This window comes from Hymenobacter psoromatis, from assembly GCF_020012125.1.
GTDB classification, from domain to species: Bacteria; Bacteroidota; Bacteroidia; order Cytophagales; family Hymenobacteraceae; genus Hymenobacter; species Hymenobacter psoromatis.
Genome location: NZ_JAIFAG010000001.1, coordinates 4,789,744 through 4,808,716 on the forward strand (window position 1 = coordinate 4,789,744; position 18,973 = coordinate 4,808,716).

Below are 18,973 nucleotides of genomic sequence, written 5' to 3' on the forward strand. Positions count from 1 at the left end.
GTAACCGTATTAGCCCCGCCTTTACAAGCAAAGCAGGCCGCAACGGGGAGCTTATGTACTATGGAACCTATTAATCCTTATTCGCTAGAAAAATACGCCGAGCGGCACCGGGCCGATTTCGACCTGCATGAGCCGCGGCCTGAGCTATGGGCGGCGCTCGACAAGCAGCTGCATGGCGAGGCTGCGCCTGAACGGCCATTGTTGCACGCCGCTTCGCCTGCCCCACCAGTGGTAGCGCCGCTGCCCGCGTGGTGGGAGCGGTGGCAGCACTATGGCATCGCGGCGGCCCTGGCGGCGCTGGTAGTGGCGGCGGGGGTAGGGGAAAATTGGAAAGCCAAGCAAAGCCTAGTGGTAGTAGCTACGCCCGCTGGCCGCGCCGCGCTGGGCACTGGTTCCGATGCCGCGCTTTATACCAGTGAGCCAGCCGCCATACTAGCCGCCCAAAGCAACGGAGCCGATGACGCGCGCCTCGACACGGCGGTGCATGGCATGGAGCGCTACTACATTGCGCAGCTGAACGACCGCAAAACCCAGCTGGCGCAGCTGGCCCCGGCCGCCACGGCCGAGTGGGCACGCGAGCTGGTGGGGCTCGATTCGAGCTACCAGCAGCTGAAGCGCGAGCTACCCCGGCACCCGCAGCCCGACGTGGTGCTGACGGCCATGAACCGCAACCTGCAGATTCGCCTTGACATCCTGGACCGGCAACTGGAGCTACACGGCACCGACCCCACGAAGCTGGCCGGCGGTGCCGGTAGCGACTACTCGCTGGCCGATAGCCGGGTAGTAGCCGATAATGCAGTGCCTCGCCATGCACGATAGCCGAAGCTGGGCGGGGGGGGTAGCCCTGTGCCTGGTTATGCTGGCCGGCGGGGCGCGAGCCCAAGGGCAGCCGGGGCCGGAAACGTATTACCTGGCCCCCGTGACGGGCGGTAGCCAAGACGGCCCGACTGCCGCCCCGCGCACGGGAGCCGACGACGCCGCGCCGCCCATCGAGCAGCGGCGGCGCTTCAGCCGGAGCCTGCGAGTGACGAAGCCGGGGCAGGCTTTCTCGCTGGATACGCACTACGGGCATGTGCGGATAAACACCTGGAACAAGCCCGAAATGAAAGTAGAGGCCGAGCTAATTGCCCGCGCCGAGACGCCGGCCGCTGCTGCCCAGCTGCTAGCGGGGTTGAGTGTGCAGTGGCTCGATTATGATGCGCGCACGGGCGGCGTGGCCGTCAGCTCGCAGTTTGGGCCGGGGCTGAAGGGCCGGTGCAGCGGCGCGGGCTGCCGCTACGAGGTCAACTACACCGTGTGGCTGCCGAATACGACGGCGCTGGCCCTCAAAACGTCGTTTGTGGAAGTGATAGTGGCCGACGATTGGCAAGGGCCGGTGCAGCTCGATGTGAACTACGGCACGCTGCGCACGGCGCGCCTGAACAGTACCGGCAATGTAGTGCACATTGCCAACGGCGACGCAACGCTGCCCTTTGTCCGGCAGGCGCTGCTGCAAGCCGACTACGCCCGGCTGCGCCTCGACGCGGGCGAGCAGATTGAGCTACGCACCAATTATTCGGACGTGGACATGGGCACGGTACGCGACCTGACCGTGCACAGCAAGTACGGCGACGTGGCGCTGGGCACTGTGCGCACCCTGCGGGGCTCGTCGGGCTATTCGCATTTTAGCGTCGATAAGCTGAGTGAGGGCCTGGATATGGCCGTGCGCTATTGCCCCGACTTTGAGGTGCGCGACCTGGGGGCCAACTTCCGGCAGGTGACGCTCGATGGCGGCTACAGCACCATCCGGCTGGGTTTTGCCGAGGCTACCCCCAGCTTTCGCTTCGACGTGAGCACCGAGCAGGGCCAGCTGCTGGTGGATAAAAAGCAAGTGCGCGTGCTCTCGACCGGCGGCCAGGTCGATGGCGTGGCCGACGTGATGGGTATATATGGCGGGCAGCTGCCGGCGCGCGGCGCGGGCAACGTCAACATTAAGGTGCGCTACGGCACGGTGCGCTTTAGCAAATAGCTTTGTGGGGTGATGCGTCCCCTCTTTCTTCTTTTACTCAGCTGCCTGGCCGGCCCGGCGCTGGGGCAGGCAGGTTCCCCGGCCATGCCTCCTACCCCCTCCTCCAGCCTGCAAGCCTACGCGCTACGCCTACGGCCCGGCGACGACCTGCGCCAGCAGCTGCTGGCCTTCGTGGCGGCGCACCGCATGGAGGCGGGCGCGGTGCTGACCTGCGTGGGCAGCCTCACCAGCGTGCGCTTGCGCCTGGCCAACCAGGAGGCCGCCACGCTGTATCAGGGGCATTTTGAGATAGTGTCGCTGGTGGGTACGCTCGCGGCGAGTGGGGGCGGGCACCTGCACCTGAGCGTGAGCGACAGTACCGGGCGCACGCTGGGCGGCCACCTGCTCGACGGCTGCCGGGTGTACACGACCGCCGAAATCGTGCTGGCCGCGCTGCCGGGCCTGATTTTTACCCGCGAAACCGACTCTACCTTCGGGTACCAGGAACTGGTCATAAAGCCCGCGCCGGCGCGCATTCCCAAAAAAAGGTAGCTTTACGCCGCCCTACCCCCTGCCCCATGCCTGACTCCGCCGCCCTACCCCCTGCCCCGACCGCCGACTCGCCGGCCGCCGCGGCTTTTCGCCGGCAGGTGCTGAGCCCGGCCAAGCTGCGGCTTTTTATGCTGCGCAAGCTGCCGATGGCTTGGCTGGCGGGCCTGCGCCTGGTGAGCCTCACGCCTGAGGCGGCGACCGTAACGGTGCGCTATAAGTATTTGACCCAAAACCCCTTTCGCAGCATCTACTTCGCCTGCCTGGCGATGGCGGCCGAGCTGGCCTCCGGCATGCAGGCCATGATGCAGGTGCAGGGGGGTAGGGCAGTATCCATGCTGGTGGTGGGCCTCACGGCCGAATTCAGCAAGAAAGCCGTGGGCACCATCGCCTTCACCTGCCCCGACGGCGCGGCCATTGCCCAGGCCGTGGCCGAGAGCCGCGCCACCGGCGAGGGCCGCACGGTAGTCTGCACCAGCACCGGGCGCGACGAGGCCGGCGACGTGGTGGCCGTGTTCCGGGTCACGTGGTCGTTTCGGGCGAAGAAGGAGGTGGGGTAGGCGGCTTGAATTAGGTAACTTTGCCGGATGCCGAAGCCCGAGAGCCTGACCGACTTTTACCAGCACAACTTCAAAAAGCGCCCCGATAACCTACCGCCCGATAGCGGGCAGGTGAACGTGTTTCGGCTGGAAGACTGCCTGGCCCCAAACGAGAAGCCGGTACAGTACAGCCGGCGCGATTTTTATAAAATCACCCTCATCCGGGGGCGCAATGCCTACCACTACGCCGACAAAAGCCTGGAGGTGGACGGGCCGACGCTGCTCTTTTTCAACCCCCAGGTACCCTACACCTGGCAGGCCCTCTCGGACGACGCGACCGGGTTTTTCTGCATCTTTCGGGAGGAATTCTTTGGTGGGCAGGCGGGGCCGGGGCTCACGGAACTGCCAATTTTCCGGCCCGGCGGCCGGCCGGCCTACCCCCTTACGGCCGCGCAGGATGCGGAGGTGAGTGCACTGTTCGGGAAGATGCTGGCCGAAATTAATTCCGACTACCCCCTCAAATACGACCTGGTGCGCAACTACGCGGCCGAGCTGGTGCATTACGCCCTGAAGCTGCGGCCTTCCGACGCGCTCTACCAGCACCCCGATGCGCAGTCGCGCCTCACGGCCGTGTTCACGGAATTGCTGGAACGGCAGTTTCCCATCGAGTCGCCGGCGCAGCGGGTGCGTTTGCGCTCGGCCAGTGACTTTGCCGGGCAGCTGGCGGTGCACGTCAACCACCTCAACCGCTGCGTGCGGGCCACAACCGGCAAAACCACCACCGCCCACATCGCCGAGCGCCTGGCCGGCGAGGCCAAAGCCCTGCTCCGGCACACCAATTGGAACGTGGCCGAGGTGGGTTATAGCCTGGGCTTTGACGAGCCGGCGCACTTCAACTACTTTTTCAAGAAGCAGACCGGGCTGGCCCCGTCGTCCGTGCGGCGGGTTTGAATTGGGTAAGTATTCGTTTGGAATGGGTAAGCTCGGGGGGGTAGGGCGGCGGACCTTTGTGGGCGTCCGGCGAGCCACTTCGCGGACCTCTTTCCTTCTTATGAATACTTCCCAAAACAACCCCCAGGTATGGTTTATTACCGGGGCTTCCAAAGGCTTCGGGCTGGAAATGGTTAACCAGCTCCTGCACCAAGGCCACCAGGTAGCCGCCACTTCGCGCGACGTGGCCGAGCTGCGCCGCGCCGCCAACACCGACTCAGCCAACTTTCTACCCCTGGCTGTGGACCTGACCACCGAAAGCAGCGTGGGCGCGGCCATCGCGGCCACTATCGCGCGGTTCGGGCGGCTCGACGTGGTGGTGAACAACGCTGGCTACGGGCAGCTGGGCAGCTTAGAGGAGTTGACCGACGGCGAGGCGCGAGCCAATTTCGACGTGAACGTGTTCGGCACGCTCCACGTCATTCGCCAGGCGATGCCGCAGTTGCGCCGGCAGCGGGTCGGGCACATTATCAACTTCTCCTCCATCGCGGGTATTACCGGGGCCTTTCCCGGCTGGGGTATTTATTGCGCTACCAAGTTTGCTGTGGAGGGGCTGTCCGAGTCGTTATCGGCTGAGGTCGCGCCGTTCGGCATCAAGGTCACCATCGTGGAGCCGGGCTATTTCCGCACCGATTTTCTGTCGGCCGACTCACTTCGGCTGGCCGAAAGCAAGCTGGATGCATACGCTGCGGTGCGCGAGTCGGAAGCGGCGCACACCCAGCAGCTAAAGGGCAACCAGCCCGGCGACCCGCAGAAGGCCGTAGCCGCCATTATCCAGGTCGCCGCCGCCGAAAATCCGCCCCTGCACTTGCTGCTGGGCCAGGATGCCTACGACGTGACGAACAGGAAAATTAAGGCGATGCAGGCCGATATGGCGCAGTGGAAGGACCTGACCGTTTCCACGGGCTTCGCCGAGCCGGCCGCGGCTTAGGGGGTGGGCCGCCCGCCATCGGCCGCCGATAAGTAGAGCCAGCCGGGGCACCTTTTGCTACCCCGGAGGTACGTGCGCGTACCTCCGGGGTAGCTTTTGCTATCTCCGGAGTAGCGCAGCGCACTTCGGAAGCACCTTTTGCTACTTCGAAAGTAGCGCGACGTGCTTCCGAGGTAGCGCGACGTACTTCCGAAGTAGCAAAAGGTGCCTCCGAAGTACGTCGCGCTACCTAGGGGGTAGGCGACGGTACTTCGGAGGTTATTAACTAACCAAATAGAAGCCTCCGGCGCACCCCGGCGCTGGCTGGGCGGGCGGCAGGCCGGGCCAGGGCAAAGAAGTTAGGGCCGGCGGGGGCTGGGTGGAGAAATTGTTTGGCCGGGTAGAGGGGGTAGGGGAGGAGCGCCCGGCCGCGGGCCAGCGCGTAGCCGGCGGGGTAGCCCACGGCGCAGGCGGCCCGCTGAGCAAAGCATATCCGGCCTTTTGAGCAAAGCTCTCCGGTTCAGGGCGGACTAATTTTGCATGGTCAAGCAGCGCTTCTTAATTTAAGCAGGCTGCCCGGCAGGCAACTAACCGCACTCCCCGATGAACGTCAAGCAGCTGAATCGCTACGCGGAAATGGTTGTCGTGTGCAGCGGCGACCGGCGCTACGGGCGGGAGACGACCTTTGAGGATAACGTTTTGGTGGGGGTGCTGGCCGGCGAACTGAAGGTGGTGCAGGCCGACCGCACGCATTACTGCGGCGCGGGCGACACGCTGCTGCTACCCCGCCACCAACCGGCAACCCTGCTGAAATATCCGAAGGACGGCGTTGCGTATCAGGCCGTGCTGATGAAGCTGCCCACGGCCCTGGTGCGGGCGTACTACGCGCAACACGCCCCGGAGCCCGGCCGGCCGGCGGCCACCGGCGTGCTGGTTTTCTCCCAAAGCCCGCTTTTACGGAGCCTGTTCGCCTCCCTGCTGCCCTACCTAGAGCTGGAACACCGCTTGCCAGCGCGGGTTCTCGCCGTGAAAATAACGGAGGTTATGGAGATACTGCGCAGCCTCGACCCGCGCAGTGATGGCGTGCTGGCCGACTTCGCCGAGCCCGGCAAAATCAACCTGGTCGATTTTATGGAAGCTAACTATCGGTTCAACATCCCCCTGGCCAAGTTCAGCTACCTGACCGGCCGCAGCCTGACCACCTTCAAGCGGGACTTTAAAAAAGCCTTTGAGCTAAGCCCTCAGCGCTGGCTCACGCAGAAAAGACTGACGCTGGCTCATTACCAGCTGGCGGAGAAAAAGCGCAAGCCCGCGGAGCTGTACCTGGAGGTGGGCTTTGAGAACCTAGCGCATTTTTCGGTGGCTTTCAAAAAGCAGTTTGGCTACCCCCCTACCGCCCTGGTTGGGCCGGGGGCGGGCCACCGGCCGGCAGTTGGCTAAGCCGACGCGGCAATAACCCTGGCATACCCACTAGTTTGCCCGGCCGGAAGGATTCCGCCGGTTCATTTTTCTTTTTAAATTCAAGTAGTTCCGCACATGAAATCAGCCTTGGTAACGGGTGCTAATAAGGGCATTGGCCTGGAAGTCGCCAAACTCCTCGCTCAGCACGGATTCTTCGTGTACCTCGGCAGCCGCGAGCTGGCAAGCGGGGAAGCCGCCGTTCAGCAGCTCCAAGCCGCCGGGCTCGCTAACCTCGCAGCCGTGCAATTGGATGTCACTAATCCCGATTCCATCCGGGCAGCCAGGGTGACGATTGGCGAGAAAACGCCGGTTCTGGATGTGCTGGTGAATAACGCCGGTATTTCCGGCGGCATGTCGCAGCTGGCCCTGGAAGCCACGCTGGAGCAATTCCGAGCCGTGTTTGAAACCAACTTGTTCGGCGTGGCCGGGGTCACGCAGGCGTTTGTGGACCTGCTGCGCAAGTCGCCGCAGCCGCGCATCGTCAACGTGAGCAGCGCAATGGCGTCCCTGACGCTGTACGCCGACTTCGACAATGATAATTTCGCCTACCGTTTTCCGGTGTACCAGGCGTCGAAAACGGCCCTGAATATGTACACTATCAACCTAGCCTACGCACTGCGCGACACCCCTTTTAAGGTCAACGCGGTGTGCCCCGGCTACACCAAAACCGACTTCACGGGCCACCAGGGCACCAGCACGGTGGAGGAGGCCGGGCAGCGCATCGTGAAGTACGCGCTACTGGGCCCGGACGGGCCAACCGGGAAGTTCTTCAGCGAAGAATACTTCCCGGCCCCGGCAATGTGCCCGTGGTAAGCTCCAGGCGCTTTCTCCGTGTCCATTTTTACCCGACTCCCTCAGGTACGGTTTGGGCAAAAGGCACTCTCCTTGCTGAAGACTAACACCACGCATAAGAGCCACTTACTTTTGTTTTTACTTGGCTGCAACTCGCAGCAGGCAGCAGCTTGAACCGAGACAATATCACCAAATCATTAGTATGATAAGGCGCATCATCAAGTCAAAAAGTATCGGCATTGCCACCAAGCTCGTTGGCGTTGCCCTGTTCACCGGCGTAGCGGTGCTGGCAGCTCCGGTGGCGGGCGGCCTCGTTCGCGCCCAGACCCAAAAACCTACTTCACCCGCAGAAAGCGGGAGCATGAAATTCTATCAGTCTGAGGTGCATTCGGACGAACTCGGCCTCGACGTTGAGATTAATGGCATCTCCGTCGAGTCCGACGAGGGCGGCAGCGGCGGGCAACTCCTGAACACGTTTCTGCTGGGTGAGCCAAACCACCTCACCATTACGCTGCATCCCCCCAAAGGGGCCGCCCGGCCGCCCGCTGGCGCGTTTGTCATCTTCAACATCAATGCTTTCGGGCGCGTGCGAACCAGCAAGCCGGAGCTGGTCTACCACTACGAGTGGCGGCAGACTAACCCGGCCAAGCCGCTGCCCGCCACGATTCACGCCGTGCTGCCGCCGGTGGTGCGCGCCGAGCCTTTGAGCTGGCAGGCCGCGCCGAAAATTACCCTGAATGCCCAATCGGAAGCGGCTATCAACGCACTCGTCAAGCGCTACTACGCTGCCCTGGCGGCCAAGGACGCGGGCCAGCTCAGCGAGCTGCTGCGCAATTCGTCACGGGATGCGTCCATTGCCTTGGGACGCCCGTTGGCCGACATCGAGGCCGGCCAAAAGCGGCGGTACCAGGAAGAGTTTGCTGATTCACACTGGCGCGTCAAGCCCGTGGATTACGCCCATCTTCAGTATCATCTTTGTGCGGATAATCGAATTGTGGCCGTGGCGAACCCTAACGGCAGCGCCCCGCTCGTCTCCGCCCCGGACGCCAATGGGAGCACCTCCGAATTTACCGTCCGCGTTGCCCTGCTCCACGGCCAGTGGACCCTGGTGCTTTGAAAAACCGACCCCCAGCGGATGAGTTCCTACCCCAGGCGGGTACCGAAGCTCCCCGCCTGGCCGCGCCGCCGCGGCCGGTGCCGCGCCTGCTTCCGCTGTACCTCGTTCTGCTGGCGACCCAGTTGGGCTGGCTCTTTTTAGGCGTCGGCCTGTTTGCCTTCTGGTTCAACTGCGCGTTCGGGGCGGACGTTAAAGCCGTATTGTTCTTCGCCCCCACCCGCACCGTCGCCGCCACCGTCACCGGATTCGAGCGGACACCGCTCATCGCAGGAACCGGCACCTCTTACGTCGCTGGCGACCCGCGCTACTCGACCGGCACCCAGCCGATTTTTACCGTCCACTACACCTACCCCCTCCCCGGCGGCAGGACCGGGCACGGGACTTCCTGCCAGGGCGATACCGCGGAGTTCGGGCTGACCGTCGAGACCGCCGGGAGTAACTTGTGGACGGGTGCGCAGCCGCTACCCCCCGACCAGTACACGGGGGAACGCGAGGATGTCGCGGTCGGCCTGCTGGTGCCGGTGCAGTACGTCCGCGCCTTCCCCACGGCCTCCCGCGTCCTGGGAATGCGCTCCAACGTCTACCCCGCTTACGCCTTGGGGGTACTCGTCTTCGCGCTCATTGGGGTGGGGCTGCTGTGGTCCACGCCCAGGAACCTGCGCCGCGTCGGGTTCCTGCTGGGGGCGGGCGTGGAGAATACCAAGCGCCAGACCCTGGAGGACCGGCCGGACACCTCCTGAGCCTGCCGCTGACGGACCCGGCCCCCCGCCTGCTGGGCATCCGGGACGGGTAGCTCCACGCGCCTGGCCCGCTGGCGTGGGTAGTAGTGTTGCTGCTGCCGGTTGGGGATTTTCTCATCAGCGCGGCCTACCTCTGGTATCACTGGGCGGCAATCTTCTACACCTGGCACGCGCTCACCGGGTAGGGTCAGTTGGCTTCGAGCTTAAAGAGGACCCGGCCCCGGCCGCGAGCCGTCTCGGAGATAGGAGTAAAGCCGCTTCTTGCTTGCTTGTTTACGTTTGGGGTAAACGTAATTACTCCACAACTTTCGGGAAGGATGCTTTCCTGCCTGTCACCGCTGTCAATTTAATCTCCTGAGAAAGGAGCGAGAAAAATATGGATACTCTTCGCTACGCTTTATGGGTGATTTTGGGAGCAGCATTGCTGGGTGCCTGCCAGGCCGAGCCCGCAACTCAAACCGCAGCAGCGAAAGCTGTTGCGCCGGTCTCAGCGCCCAGCCCTGGCAACTCCGCAAAAAGGAAAGCCAGGGACTACTACCAGTTGACGGCCAATTACGATGGCGTCCGGTTGGATGTGCGGGTCAATGACATGCCCGTTATTATGAACGAAGAGGAAAACGGAGCCGGGATACACGTTGTCAACGACCTGCTCACCGGTTCGGAAAACATCATCACCGTGATGGCAAAACCGCCCCAGGGTAAGGCCCAGCCCCTCGGAAATGCCGCCATCCACGTTGATGTCACCGCCTTTCCTGGTCAGGGCGGCGGCGACGGGAAGGGCAAGGTGCTCTATAGCTATGACTGGAAGATGAAAGACGCTCAGCTGCCCCTGCCGAGCGTCCGCGGCCAGTTCCAGACCACCCCGCTTTCGGAGCCGTTGAGTTGGCAGAATGCCACCAAGCTAAGCTTGGCGACGCTGGACAAGGCCGGCATCAACGCCCAGACTAAACGGCTTTATGAGGCACTTAAAACTAAAAATGCGGCAGAAACCACGGCACTACTCACCTCCGAAGCCCACGACCAGGAAGTCGGTTTTGGCCTGCCGCTGGGAGACCCTGCCGGCGACCAGCGCAAAATTTACGAGGAGCAGTTCCGCTGGCCGAATTGGGGGCTCAGCCCGATTAACTACGAGGCTTTGGAGTACGCTCTGTATGGCGGCGGGCGAGTAGTCCGCGTTCACGCCCCGAACGGCCACCCGGCTTTTACGTCCACGCCAGACAAAGATGGCGGGACCACCACCTTCGATGTCTACCTCTCTCTGATTAATGGCCACTGGGTAATCGTGAAATGAGCCAGCAGGACCCCCACGCAGCACCGCGCCCCACCCCGCGCCTGCTCGCCCCGCCGCCGCGCCCCGTGCCGCTGGGGGTAGTGCTATATCTGCTGCTGGCTACCCAGCTCGGTTGGCTTTTTCTGAACTTTGGTATGCTGCTGTTCTGATTCAACTGCGCCTTTGGGGCCGATGTCAAGTCCCTGCTATTTCTGGCCCCGCAGCACGCTTTAGGCACGGTGACAAGCTTGGAAGCAACGCCAATTCTGGGAAGCACCGGCTCAAGTTCCTCCGTCGGCGGCTTGCATAAGGACTATGGCACTCGGCCAATAGTCGCATTTCAGTACACTTACGCCTTGCCCGGCGGCCAGTTGAGACGAGGAACCCCTTACGTAGGAGATAATGCCGGCGATGCAGGGGACGACCTCCGCGACGGCCTCCTGATTGAGGGCGCTTCAGCAGATACCACCGGAGGATACGAGCCGGTCAGGAGCGGCTCCAAAGTCTCGGTCGAGTACGTGGGCTTTTTGCCCTCGGTCTCGCGCATCTGGGGGATGCGCTCGAACGTGTATCCCTGGTTCATGCTGGGCGTTTTCGTCTTCATTTTTGTCGGCGCGGTCCTGCTGCGGTCGGCTCCAAAAATATCTCTGACTCACGCAACGCGCCCGGCGAGCGGGCGGTCAAGCCTAGGAGATTCCACTTGCCCCCCTCTTTCCTATGCTACAACGTTTTTTTACGCGGCTCGCCGCCGCTTGGCTGCCGGCCCTGGCTTTCGGTAGCCTGCTGGCCTCCTGCCAGCACCAGTCCGAAGTACCCGGCCCGCACTGCTCCATTCCGGCCACGGTGCGCAGCTTCGTCACCCGCGACAGCTGCCGCAGTTTCGTCCTTCAGTTGGCCAGCGAACCGGGCGCGCTGCTTCGGCCTACGGGGCAGCTGTGGCAGTCTTTCCTGCCCAAAACCCGTGATGGCCAGCGCGTGTTCATTGAATACGTAACAGCCACTGATTCGAGCAGCTCCGGGTGCCGGGTGCCGCTAAGTCGGCCCGTGCGCCTCACCTGCCTGAGCGCTGACACCACGCGCCTACCCAAGCCGCCGGTGTTGCCCCATGACACTATCCGAGTGCCCCGCGATACTGCCAAAGTGCCCCGCGATACTACTAAAGGCAAGCCTTAGCCTGCACTACCTGCTCTGCCGAAGGGTTACTACTGGCCGGCGGCTTTCGTCAGGGCCGGCAGTGAAAGCTAAGATATACGGACAAGTACCTTGGCGGGCATGGGGGTAAGACTTTTGCCACTTAAAAAGACCGTCCGGAGTATTGAGGCGGTCTTTTTAAGTGGCTTTGTCAGAATTTTACTGCCGGGTTTCGGCCAGGTTTTCCTTGGTGAGCACGTCCACCATGCCGTCTTCGCTCACCACCAGGCAGGGGTTGATAGAAAAAATTGTTTTATTGGGCAGGCTCGGGTGGTGGTTGGGGAAGAGCGCCCGGCCGGGGGCCAGGGTAGCGACCAATTGGGCCGCCTTTTATGACCCGGCCCGTCTTACTCCCCCGGCACGGGGAAGGGCGGCTCGGTCCAGCCCAGGGCCGGGGCGCGGGCGATGCTGTCGGGCACGCAGACTTTGTTAAAAAACTCCTTGTTGGTGGGGTCGGCGGCGGCGAACTTGACCAGGCAGCGGGTGCAGCCCTCGGCCAGGTCGCCGTCCGAGCTGCTATGGTAGGTGGAGTCGCCTACTGAGTAGGTGAAGAAGGCCACGCTGTGCGAGCTGGGGCCGACGACGTAATCCGTGCCCGTTACATAGCCAATCGTGTAGCGGGGGTTAGCATTGAGGGCATGAGAAGACACAAAGTAGTAGCCAAAGCCACCAATGAACATGACTGCTCCTGCTACTGCTAATACATCTTGAAGCCATTTAGGTAGGCTGTTGATAAATTCATCATGCGTGCTCATGGCTTTTTATGGGCATCTGGAAGTTTTTCTTTCAGCTTGGCACTGAGCACTTTTTTGGCCGCCCCTAGCAGGATTCGGTTGCCCTGCTCCAGGCCCGTGTTCAGGCCCACGCCCATCCCGTAGCCCGTGACAGGGCCCAGGCGCAGCATGGCCTGGTAGGTGCCAAAGCCCACCCCGTCGCTCATGAGCTGCGTTTTGGGCAGATTGTTCAAGCCGAACCACGCGCGCCCGCCCCACCCCTCCGGCAGCTTAAAGCCCGCCGCTACTTTGCCGAAGGTGTAGTTGAAAACAGCATCCCGCTCAAACTCATAAGTGCTGATACTACCAGTGACTATTGATTTGAAACCCTTTGACGGAGAGAAGCTAAAGCCTGCTGAAAATAACGAATTATAAGTTAATGGGACGCCCAAGCCAGATGCAGCAGCAGATAAAAGGTTAATGTTCAGCCCGGCCTCGATAGCATCGTGCTTGACAATGTAGTTGCCTACCCCTTGCCCGACCCCCATTGATAACAGCTCCCTGGAGAAACGTCTTCAAAGTCACGGCCCGCAAATGAGCCGCGATGGCCGCGCCATTATTTTTGAGCAGGGCGGCGCTGTTTTGCAGGCCGGCCAGCGTGGCATCTTCGACGGCGGTGTAGGCCAGCGGGGCGGCCTGCACGCTGCCCACCACCACGGCCCCGCCTATCGAGCGCGTCACCGGGTCCAGGCGGGCCATCAGGGCCAACTCGTAGGGCATGGTGGCCACCACGTGCTGCCAGAGCCTTTGCTCTGGGGTCATTCCCGGCCCAATGGTGGCGTAGGGCTGGGCCGTGAGCCGGCTGGCGTAGCGGGCGTGGCCCGCCCGCGCCAGCGTATCGAGCTGATTGCGGCGGGTAGCATCGCGGCGACCGGCGCTCAGGGCCAGCTGCTGGCGGGCGGCGCGGGCGGGGGCATCTGGCACGCGCAGGGCGCGCAGGGCGCGCTCGCTGTTGGTCACGGCCCGCCGGAGGGTGGCGGCCAGCTGGGCCTGGTGGGCCGCCTGGGCCTGGGCGGGGGGGGTAGGGCCGGGGCCGGGCGGCCAGCCGGGTAGGGCGCGGGGAGATATGGGCGCAGAAATAAAAAGTGACAGCCGGCCGGCTACGACGGCCAGTTGTTCAAAAACTCGGTGCCCTGCTTGGTAAAGCGCTCGGCCACGATGCTGAGCTGGCAGAAGTAGGCCACGTTGCCGCTGGCATCGGGCTGGAAGTGCTCGGAGTAGCTCACGCAGGTGGCCCGGTCGAGGCGCAGCACCAGGGAAGGCCCCTGGCCGTCGAGGTCCACAAAAACCACGCAGCACGTCAGGCGCTTGAGCGGGTCGTTGGCCCAGTGGAGCAGGTCGGCATCGGCGGCGCTGGCTTTGCCGCGCGGGCCGGTGTTCTGCTGCACGTGGTGAGTGCAGATGTCGAGCGGGTAATGGGGCTGGCTCAAGCCAGGCTGCCCGGCGACGAGTAGTCACCGAGCACCAGCAGGGCATGAAAGGAGGCCATCGAAGGAGGAGAAAAGCAAGTGAAAAATACCTAGAGGGGCCAGTGATTATCCACCTGCACGGCCCCATCGATATCCAGGCGCTCGGCCGAAATCAGCAGCGACATGGTGGCGGAGGGGCCGAGGCCGGTGGAGTCGAAGTGCAGCCCCTCGCTCACGCAAAAGGCATTCTCGAAGCGCACCGTGCGGAAGCGGTGCCCATCGGCCGCCAGCACGGTGAGGCTGCCATCAAGCAGCTTGGTAGGGCTGGCCATCTAGGCATCCAGCACGGGGTGGTGCAGGTGGTCGAGAGCCAGGCTGAGCTGGCCGCCGTGTACGCCGGCCTGGGGCCGGGTCTGCTCGTCGATATTTTGCACGAGCGCCCAGTGAAACTCGCGGACGGCCCAGGTGGCCGCTTCGGTCGTAAGTTGGAGGGTTGCGGTAAAGGCCATTGGGGAAAGTTTAGGAGAAAGCTGCTAATGAATACCTCTGGTAAAGCTAGATAGGAAAGCAGTAAAATATCTCCGCTTGCCCCATCAGGACCCGCTAGTCCTCCCGAAGCCTCCGTAAGTACCGCCAAAGGGCTCCTAAGCCCCTCCGGGCTACCCATACTTTCAAGATGCTTACGAGGGCTTCGGGAAGGAAAAAGCCCCTTCCGGCTACTTATGCATAGCTGGCAGGGGTCTTTTAAGCAGGCGGCCAAAAGTTAAGCGCACCTTAACTGTCTACTGCTCCTTTGTTAACCATAAATCAGATTAAGAGCCACTTAAAGGCCTCCGTCAATGGCCCTCTATTCACTTCAGAAGTAGCCCGGAAGCACTCTTACCCCTTACTGCCGGCTTTCGGCCAGGTTTTCCTTGGTGAGCACGTCCACCATGCCATCCTCACTCACCACGACTACCAGGCAGGGGTAGGGCGAGCTTTCGACGTAGCGCACGGCCGAGTTGAAGCGCGCGCCGCGGGTGCTGGTGCCGTGGCCGCTGGCCTTGCCATCCAGAATCACGCCGATGGAGTAGCAGTAGCCCTCTGGGTCGAGCAGCACCGCGCCATCGATGCTGGTGATGAGCTGGGTGATGAGCGGCGTGAGGGGCACCGGCTCAATGAGCGTGCATTGGAGCTTGAGGCGGTCGGCTTCGGCCAGGGCTTCGGTGGTGACGACGAGCAGCGTGCCCTTGGGCTGGCGGCTGGCTTCGAGCACCACTTCCCAGAGCAGCAGGCTTTTTTCGGCGCGCATCTCGGGGAAAGTCCGCTTGAGGTCGCGCTTGAAGCGGGCACGGTTGAGGCGCGGGCGGGGCAGGGTGGGTAGGCCGTAGCGCGAGCGCAGCAGCACCTGCCCGGCGTGGGCAAACTCCCAGGCGTAGTGCGTCACGAAGTGAATGTCGAACAAGTCTTCGCGGCTGGCCTCGTAATGACCCACCTGGCGACCCAGGGCGTATACCTTTTCGCCATCGGCGAGCAGGTGCACGTCGTGGCTGGTCATTTCGAGCAGCTTGCGCACGGCGCGGTAGTCGCTCAGCTCGGTGGGGCAGGTGAGCGCAAATACCTCCTCCACGTTGGGGTGGCCGCGCTGGGCCAGCAGTAGCCGCCCTACCCCCTCGGCCCCCTCGTAGCGCAGGCTGGAGATGGTGTTGAGGGTGGTAAAAAGCTGCGCTACCCCAGGGTCGGCCCCCAGGGCGTGGGCCGGCATATCGAGGAGGCTGCGGCCCGCGGCGCGCAGCAGCTCATCGGTTTCGCGGGGCCGGAAGAGGAAGCCGGCTCCCGGCTCGGGCTCGGTAAGCGACTTCACGCACTCTTCGTTGAAGCGGTAGAGCGCGGCCACTAGCAGCGAGTTGGCCAGCGGCCGGCCGTTGGTGTAGAAGCGGTGGGGCTGCAGGGCGGGGTAGGAGCGCAAGGGCTTGCGCCGCATCCGCAGCAGCGTAAACACGAAGTAGTCGTTGACGCGCACCGGCCAGCCCGTGAAGTGCTGGTAGGTAGCCGGCCCGGTTTCATCCAGCTCGTCCAGCACCTCCTGCACGGCCGCGTAAATACTACGGTTCTGGTAGCGCTGGCGGAGCATACTCGTACTCATGCCTGGTTCGAGCAACGGGGCCACCGGGGGCTCGCTACTCGTCTGTAAGCTTAAGCTCTGGGCTACGGCGTGAGCAAAGGCGGCGGCGGGCAGCTCGGTGGCGGGGTCGGTTGGCTCCTGGCACACGGCCAGGCCGGCTTCGGGGTCGGCGGGTAGAGCCAGCAGCTGCACGTAGGGCTCCAGGTCGTCGTCGAGGGCATCGAACAGCGCCTGGGCAATGTGCTGGGCCGCTTCGCGGTAGCGCTGCTGGTGGGGCCAGATGTACTGGGGGTAGGCAGAGGTAGCCGCCAGGGCGGACACGGAGGCTAGGGAGGTGAACATAAAGGCAGAAGCTAAGCGCTGCAAGCCGCCCGGCCTCTGCCCGGCAGTCTTATAGCTGAAAGATAACCGGCAACTGCATCTTTTGCTTTATCGGCCGGCCCTGATAAAGGGCGGGCTCCCACTTCGGGGAGGCCTTGATGAGGCGCACGGCCTCTTCATCCATGCCCGAGCCGTGCTTCTGCACCACGCGCACATCGGTGAGCGAGCCGTCGGGCTGCACCGTAAACTCCACGGGCACCTTGGCCTGCATGTGGCGCTTGCGGGCCAGGTCGGGGTAGCGTTGGTTGGCCGCAATCCAGGAGAAAAATGCCACGTTGCCGCCCACCGGCTGCGCCGATTTCTCGGGCCGGATGATGGCCGTGCCGTTGGCCGTGGTGCCGATAACCGACGTAGTGCCGGGCGCGGCCGCCACCGCGCCGGGGGGTAGGGGCTGGGTCGAGGCCGTCAGGTTGGTGGGCACTTCCACCGTTTCGCCCGAGCCGGGGGCCAGCACGAAGCTCACCGGGGCCGTTACGCGCTGGCGCACCGCCACGCCGCGCTGGTGCGCGGGCGTCCAGCGCGGAGCCGACTGAATGACCCGCACCGCCTCGGCGTCGAGCAGCGGGGCTACGGAGTGCACTACCTTCACCTCGCCTACGGAGCCGTTTTTTTCTACTACGAAGCTCACGTTCACCGTGCCTTCCTGCTTGGCTTGCAGGGCGGCGGTGGGGTATTTCTGGTGCGTTTCCAGGTACTGGGCGTAGCCGGCGGGGCCGCCTTTGGGCACGGCCGGCTGCTCCACAGCGTCGTAAATCTGGTTGGCATCGGGGGTAGGGTACTTGAGCTTAGCGGGCTTTTGGGCCAGGGCGGGGGTAGCGGCCAGCGCCAGCAGCACCAAGAAACGAAAAGTGAACATAAAATGAAAAAGGAGAAGGAGCTAAGCACTAGCAAAATAGCGGCCCAAATGCGGAGGGTAGGAAGCGAACTAGGCCGATGGCAAGCTTTTCTTTGTAAAATGCTCTTTTAGCACGTTGACCTATGTATGTTCGTAAAAACCTTCGTGCCCGGTTTGTTTGGCAAGAATACGGGTGGAGGCCTCTGCTCATCTTCGCCACCTACGACGCCCTAATTTGCCTGCTCTACGGGCCGCTTGATGTGCATTGGCTGGATATTCCGTGGCAGCCGGTGGCGTTGCTGGGCACGGCCGTAGCCTTTTACATCGGTTTTAAGAATAATGGTTCCTACGACCGCTTCTGGGAGGGCCGGCGCCTTTGGGGAGCCGTTGTGAATACCTCGCGGGTCTGGACCCTGCAAACGTTCGATTTTGTGCGCAACCTGTCGGGTAGCTACATATCGGCCACGGCCGACCTGCCCGCTACCCACCGCCGGCTGGTGTACCGGCACCTGGCCTGGTGCAACGCCCTGCGCCTGCACCTGCGCCGCCAAACCGCCGAACGCTGGGACACGGACGTGGCCCCTTTTCTCGAAAATAAGGCCGAGCGCGCGCTGCGCAGCATGGCCAACCCGCCCACCCACCTGCTGCGCTGCCAGAGCCGCGAACTGCTCGACCTGCACGAGCAGGGTCTGCTTACCGAGTTCCGGCACGTGGAAATGATGACTACCATTCAGGATTTGCTCGACGCGCAAGGCGCGTGCGAGCGCATCAAAAACACGCCCTTTCCGCGCCAATACGCCTACTTTAGCTACGTTTTCGTCTGGATTTTCGCGGCGCTGCTCCCCCTGGGCCTGGTCGAGGAGTTTGACCGCCGGGTGGCGCTCGGCTCCCACCACGTTTGGCTCATGGTGCCCTTCGCGGCGATTGTGAGCTGGGTCTATAACACCATTGAGCGGGTAGGCCACAACAGCGAGGACCCCTTCGATAACCGCGAAAACGACGTGCCGATAACGGCCATCTGCCGCAGCATCGAGATAGACCTGCGCGAGCTGCTGGGCGAGACAAGCCCGCCCCGCCCCGTGCAGCCCATCGAAGACGTGTTGTATTGAGTGCTTAACGGCCTTCCCTAACCCCTACCCGTTACCTTTGCGCGTGATGTTAAGTGGCGTAAAATACACGGGCCCCCGGCCGATTTCGGCCTTTGGCCGGTTCGTGCTGCTGATGCAGAGCATGGTTACGCGCCCCGAGCGCCGGCAGGTGCTGTGGCAGCGCACGATGGAAGAGGCCGTGGATATTGGCACCGACTCAGTGTTCATTGTGGGGCTGGTTTCGACCTTTATCGGGGCCGTCACCTGCGTGCAGATTGCCTATAACATGGTCAACCCCCTCATTCCGATGAGCACGGTGGGCTTCATGGTGCGCGAGATGACCATCCTGGAGCTGGCCCCCACCATCATTTCCATCGTGCTGGCGGGCAAGGTGGGCTCGGCCATAGCGGGTAGCCTGGGCACGATGCGCATTACGGAGCAGATTTCGGCTATCGATGCGATGGGCATCAACTCGGCCTCCTACCTGGTGCTGCCGCGGGTGCTGGCCTCGCTGCTGGTGTTTCCGCTACTCGTCATCCTGGCCATGAACCTGAGCATCCTGGGCGGCTACCTCGCCACGCAGTTTTCGGGCTCCATGACCGGGGCCGACTACATTGAGGGCATTCGCTACTCGTTTAAGCCCTACACCATTCTTTTTTCCTTGATAAAGTCGGTGGTGTTCGCCTTTTTAGTGTCGGCCATCTCGTGTTATAAAGGCTACACGCTGCGCGGCGGCGCGCTCGAAGTGGGCAAGGCCAGCACGGCGGCCGTTACCAATTCCATCATCTCCATTCTGCTGGCTGACTACGCGCTGGCGGCTCTTCTACTTTGAGTTAG

Annotated in this window: 23 protein-coding genes and 1 pseudogene; 16 read left to right on the top strand and 8 right to left on the bottom strand. The window is 62.9% G+C overall.

Translation table 11 applies throughout. The features are described from left to right. The first annotated feature begins 60 nt into the window (after nucleotides 1–60). The 14 genes from LC531_RS20820 to LC531_RS20880 all read left to right on the top strand — a co-directional run bounded on the left by LC531_RS20820 (nucleotide 61) and on the right by LC531_RS20880 (nucleotide 11,528). Nucleotides 61–819 (top strand): hypothetical protein, encoded by a 759-nt coding sequence (locus LC531_RS20820; protein ID WP_223653716.1) that lies wholly within the window; start codon nucleotides 61–63, stop codon nucleotides 817–819. Continuing rightward, entirely contained in the window at nucleotides 809–2,008 is a 1,200-nt protein-coding gene (locus LC531_RS20825; protein ID WP_223653719.1) for a hypothetical protein, read from the top strand. The genes LC531_RS20820 and LC531_RS20825 overlap by 11 nt, the downstream gene beginning before the upstream one ends. A 12-nt stretch (nucleotides 2,009–2,020) precedes the next feature. Further along, on the top strand, nucleotides 2,021–2,539 hold the full coding sequence (locus LC531_RS20830) for a PPC domain-containing DNA-binding protein (protein ID WP_223653721.1): 519 nt from the start codon (nucleotides 2,021–2,023) through the stop codon (nucleotides 2,537–2,539). A 26-nt stretch (nucleotides 2,540–2,565) separates the two neighbouring features. Next, nucleotides 2,566–3,096 (top strand): PaaI family thioesterase, encoded by a 531-nt coding sequence (locus tag LC531_RS20835; protein WP_223653723.1) that lies wholly within the window; start codon nucleotides 2,566–2,568, stop codon nucleotides 3,094–3,096. A 27-nt stretch (nucleotides 3,097–3,123) separates the two neighbouring features. After that, nucleotides 3,124–4,026 (top strand): helix-turn-helix domain-containing protein, encoded by a 903-nt coding sequence (locus LC531_RS20840; protein WP_223653725.1) that lies wholly within the window; start codon nucleotides 3,124–3,126, stop codon nucleotides 4,024–4,026. A gap of 100 nt (nucleotides 4,027–4,126) precedes the next feature. Beyond that, the gene (locus LC531_RS20845) at nucleotides 4,127–4,996 is read left to right on the top strand and encodes an oxidoreductase (protein ID WP_223653726.1); all 870 of its coding nucleotides are present in this window, start codon (nucleotides 4,127–4,129) and stop codon (nucleotides 4,994–4,996) included. Nucleotides 4,997–5,354: 358 nt separating this feature from the next. Then, nucleotides 5,355–5,480, top strand: a complete 126-nt coding sequence (locus LC531_RS22790; RefSeq protein WP_262903310.1) for a hypothetical protein — start codon at nucleotides 5,355–5,357, stop codon at nucleotides 5,478–5,480. Between the two features lie 98 nt (nucleotides 5,481–5,578). Next, on the top strand, nucleotides 5,579–6,415 hold the full coding sequence (locus LC531_RS20850) for a helix-turn-helix domain-containing protein (RefSeq protein WP_223653728.1): 837 nt from the start codon (nucleotides 5,579–5,581) through the stop codon (nucleotides 6,413–6,415). Between the two features lie 96 nt (nucleotides 6,416–6,511). Next, the gene (locus tag LC531_RS20855) at nucleotides 6,512–7,249 is read left to right on the top strand and encodes an SDR family oxidoreductase (RefSeq protein WP_223653730.1); all 738 of its coding nucleotides are present in this window, start codon (nucleotides 6,512–6,514) and stop codon (nucleotides 7,247–7,249) included. A 181-nt stretch (nucleotides 7,250–7,430) separates the two neighbouring features. After that, nucleotides 7,431–8,345, top strand: a complete 915-nt coding sequence (locus LC531_RS20860) for a hypothetical protein (protein WP_223653738.1) — start codon at nucleotides 7,431–7,433, stop codon at nucleotides 8,343–8,345. Beyond that, complete coding sequence (locus LC531_RS20865) at nucleotides 8,342–9,085, top strand: hypothetical protein (protein ID WP_223653741.1); 744 nt, start codon at nucleotides 8,342–8,344, stop codon at nucleotides 9,083–9,085. Before LC531_RS20860 ends, LC531_RS20865 begins: the two co-directional genes overlap by 4 nt. A gap of 376 nt (nucleotides 9,086–9,461) precedes the next feature. Next, the gene (locus tag LC531_RS20870; protein WP_223653749.1) at nucleotides 9,462–10,376 is read left to right on the top strand and encodes a hypothetical protein; all 915 of its coding nucleotides are present in this window, start codon (nucleotides 9,462–9,464) and stop codon (nucleotides 10,374–10,376) included. Continuing rightward, nucleotides 10,373–10,525: a hypothetical protein gene (locus LC531_RS20875; protein WP_223653751.1), complete on the top strand. Its 153-nt coding sequence runs from the start codon at nucleotides 10,373–10,375 to the stop codon at nucleotides 10,523–10,525. Before LC531_RS20870 ends, LC531_RS20875 begins: the two co-directional genes overlap by 4 nt. 547 nt (nucleotides 10,526–11,072) lie before the next feature. Next, nucleotides 11,073–11,528 (top strand): hypothetical protein, encoded by a 456-nt coding sequence (locus LC531_RS20880; RefSeq protein ID WP_223653753.1) that lies wholly within the window; start codon nucleotides 11,073–11,075, stop codon nucleotides 11,526–11,528. Nucleotides 11,529–11,705: 177 nt separating this feature from the next. Here LC531_RS20880 and LC531_RS20885 read toward each other — a convergent pair whose 3' ends face one another. From LC531_RS20885 to LC531_RS20920, 8 genes and pseudogenes are all read right to left on the bottom strand, one after another. Beyond that, entirely contained in the window at nucleotides 11,706–11,864 is a 159-nt protein-coding gene (locus LC531_RS20885; RefSeq protein ID WP_223653755.1) for a hypothetical protein, read from the bottom strand. 29 nt (nucleotides 11,865–11,893) lie between these two features. Further along, the gene (locus tag LC531_RS20890) at nucleotides 11,894–12,196 is read right to left on the bottom strand and encodes a hypothetical protein (protein WP_223653756.1); all 303 of its coding nucleotides are present in this window, start codon (nucleotides 12,194–12,196) and stop codon (nucleotides 11,894–11,896) included. Nucleotides 12,197–12,297: 101 nt separating this feature from the next. Then, nucleotides 12,298–12,513: a hypothetical protein gene (locus LC531_RS20895; RefSeq protein ID WP_223653757.1), complete on the bottom strand. Its 216-nt coding sequence runs from the start codon at nucleotides 12,511–12,513 to the stop codon at nucleotides 12,298–12,300. 223 nt (nucleotides 12,514–12,736) lie between these two features. Beyond that, nucleotides 12,737–13,279, bottom strand: a complete 543-nt coding sequence (locus LC531_RS20900) for a hypothetical protein (protein WP_223653758.1) — start codon at nucleotides 13,277–13,279, stop codon at nucleotides 12,737–12,739. Nucleotides 13,280–13,419: 140 nt separating this feature from the next. Beyond that, complete coding sequence (gene tssD / locus LC531_RS20905; RefSeq protein WP_223653759.1) at nucleotides 13,420–13,749, bottom strand: type VI secretion system tube protein TssD; 330 nt, start codon at nucleotides 13,747–13,749, stop codon at nucleotides 13,420–13,422. Between the two features lie 89 nt (nucleotides 13,750–13,838). Further along, nucleotides 13,839–14,237 (bottom strand): annotated as a pseudogene (gene tssD / locus LC531_RS20910) (type VI secretion system tube protein TssD). A 377-nt stretch (nucleotides 14,238–14,614) separates the two neighbouring features. Next, nucleotides 14,615–16,174, bottom strand: coding sequence for a DNA integrity scanning protein DisA nucleotide-binding domain protein (locus LC531_RS20915; protein ID WP_223653760.1), 1,560 nt, complete (start codon nucleotides 16,172–16,174; stop codon nucleotides 14,615–14,617). Nucleotides 16,175–16,223: 49 nt separating this feature from the next. Then, nucleotides 16,224–17,069 carry an energy transducer TonB gene (locus tag LC531_RS20920; RefSeq protein ID WP_223653761.1) on the bottom strand — a complete coding sequence of 282 codons (846 nt, stop codon included), beginning with the start codon at nucleotides 17,067–17,069 and terminating at the stop codon, nucleotides 16,224–16,226. Nucleotides 17,070–17,191: 122 nt separating this feature from the next. Here LC531_RS20920 and LC531_RS20925 point away from each other — a divergent pair, with 122 nt between their 5' ends. Beyond that, the gene (locus LC531_RS20925; RefSeq protein WP_223653763.1) at nucleotides 17,192–18,157 is read left to right on the top strand and encodes a bestrophin family protein; all 966 of its coding nucleotides are present in this window, start codon (nucleotides 17,192–17,194) and stop codon (nucleotides 18,155–18,157) included. A gap of 46 nt (nucleotides 18,158–18,203) precedes the next feature. Next, a complete protein-coding gene (locus LC531_RS20930; RefSeq protein ID WP_223653765.1) occupies nucleotides 18,204–18,968 on the top strand; it encodes an MlaE family ABC transporter permease in 765 nt (254 codons plus the stop codon). Nucleotides 18,969–18,973: the final 5 nt, after the last annotated feature.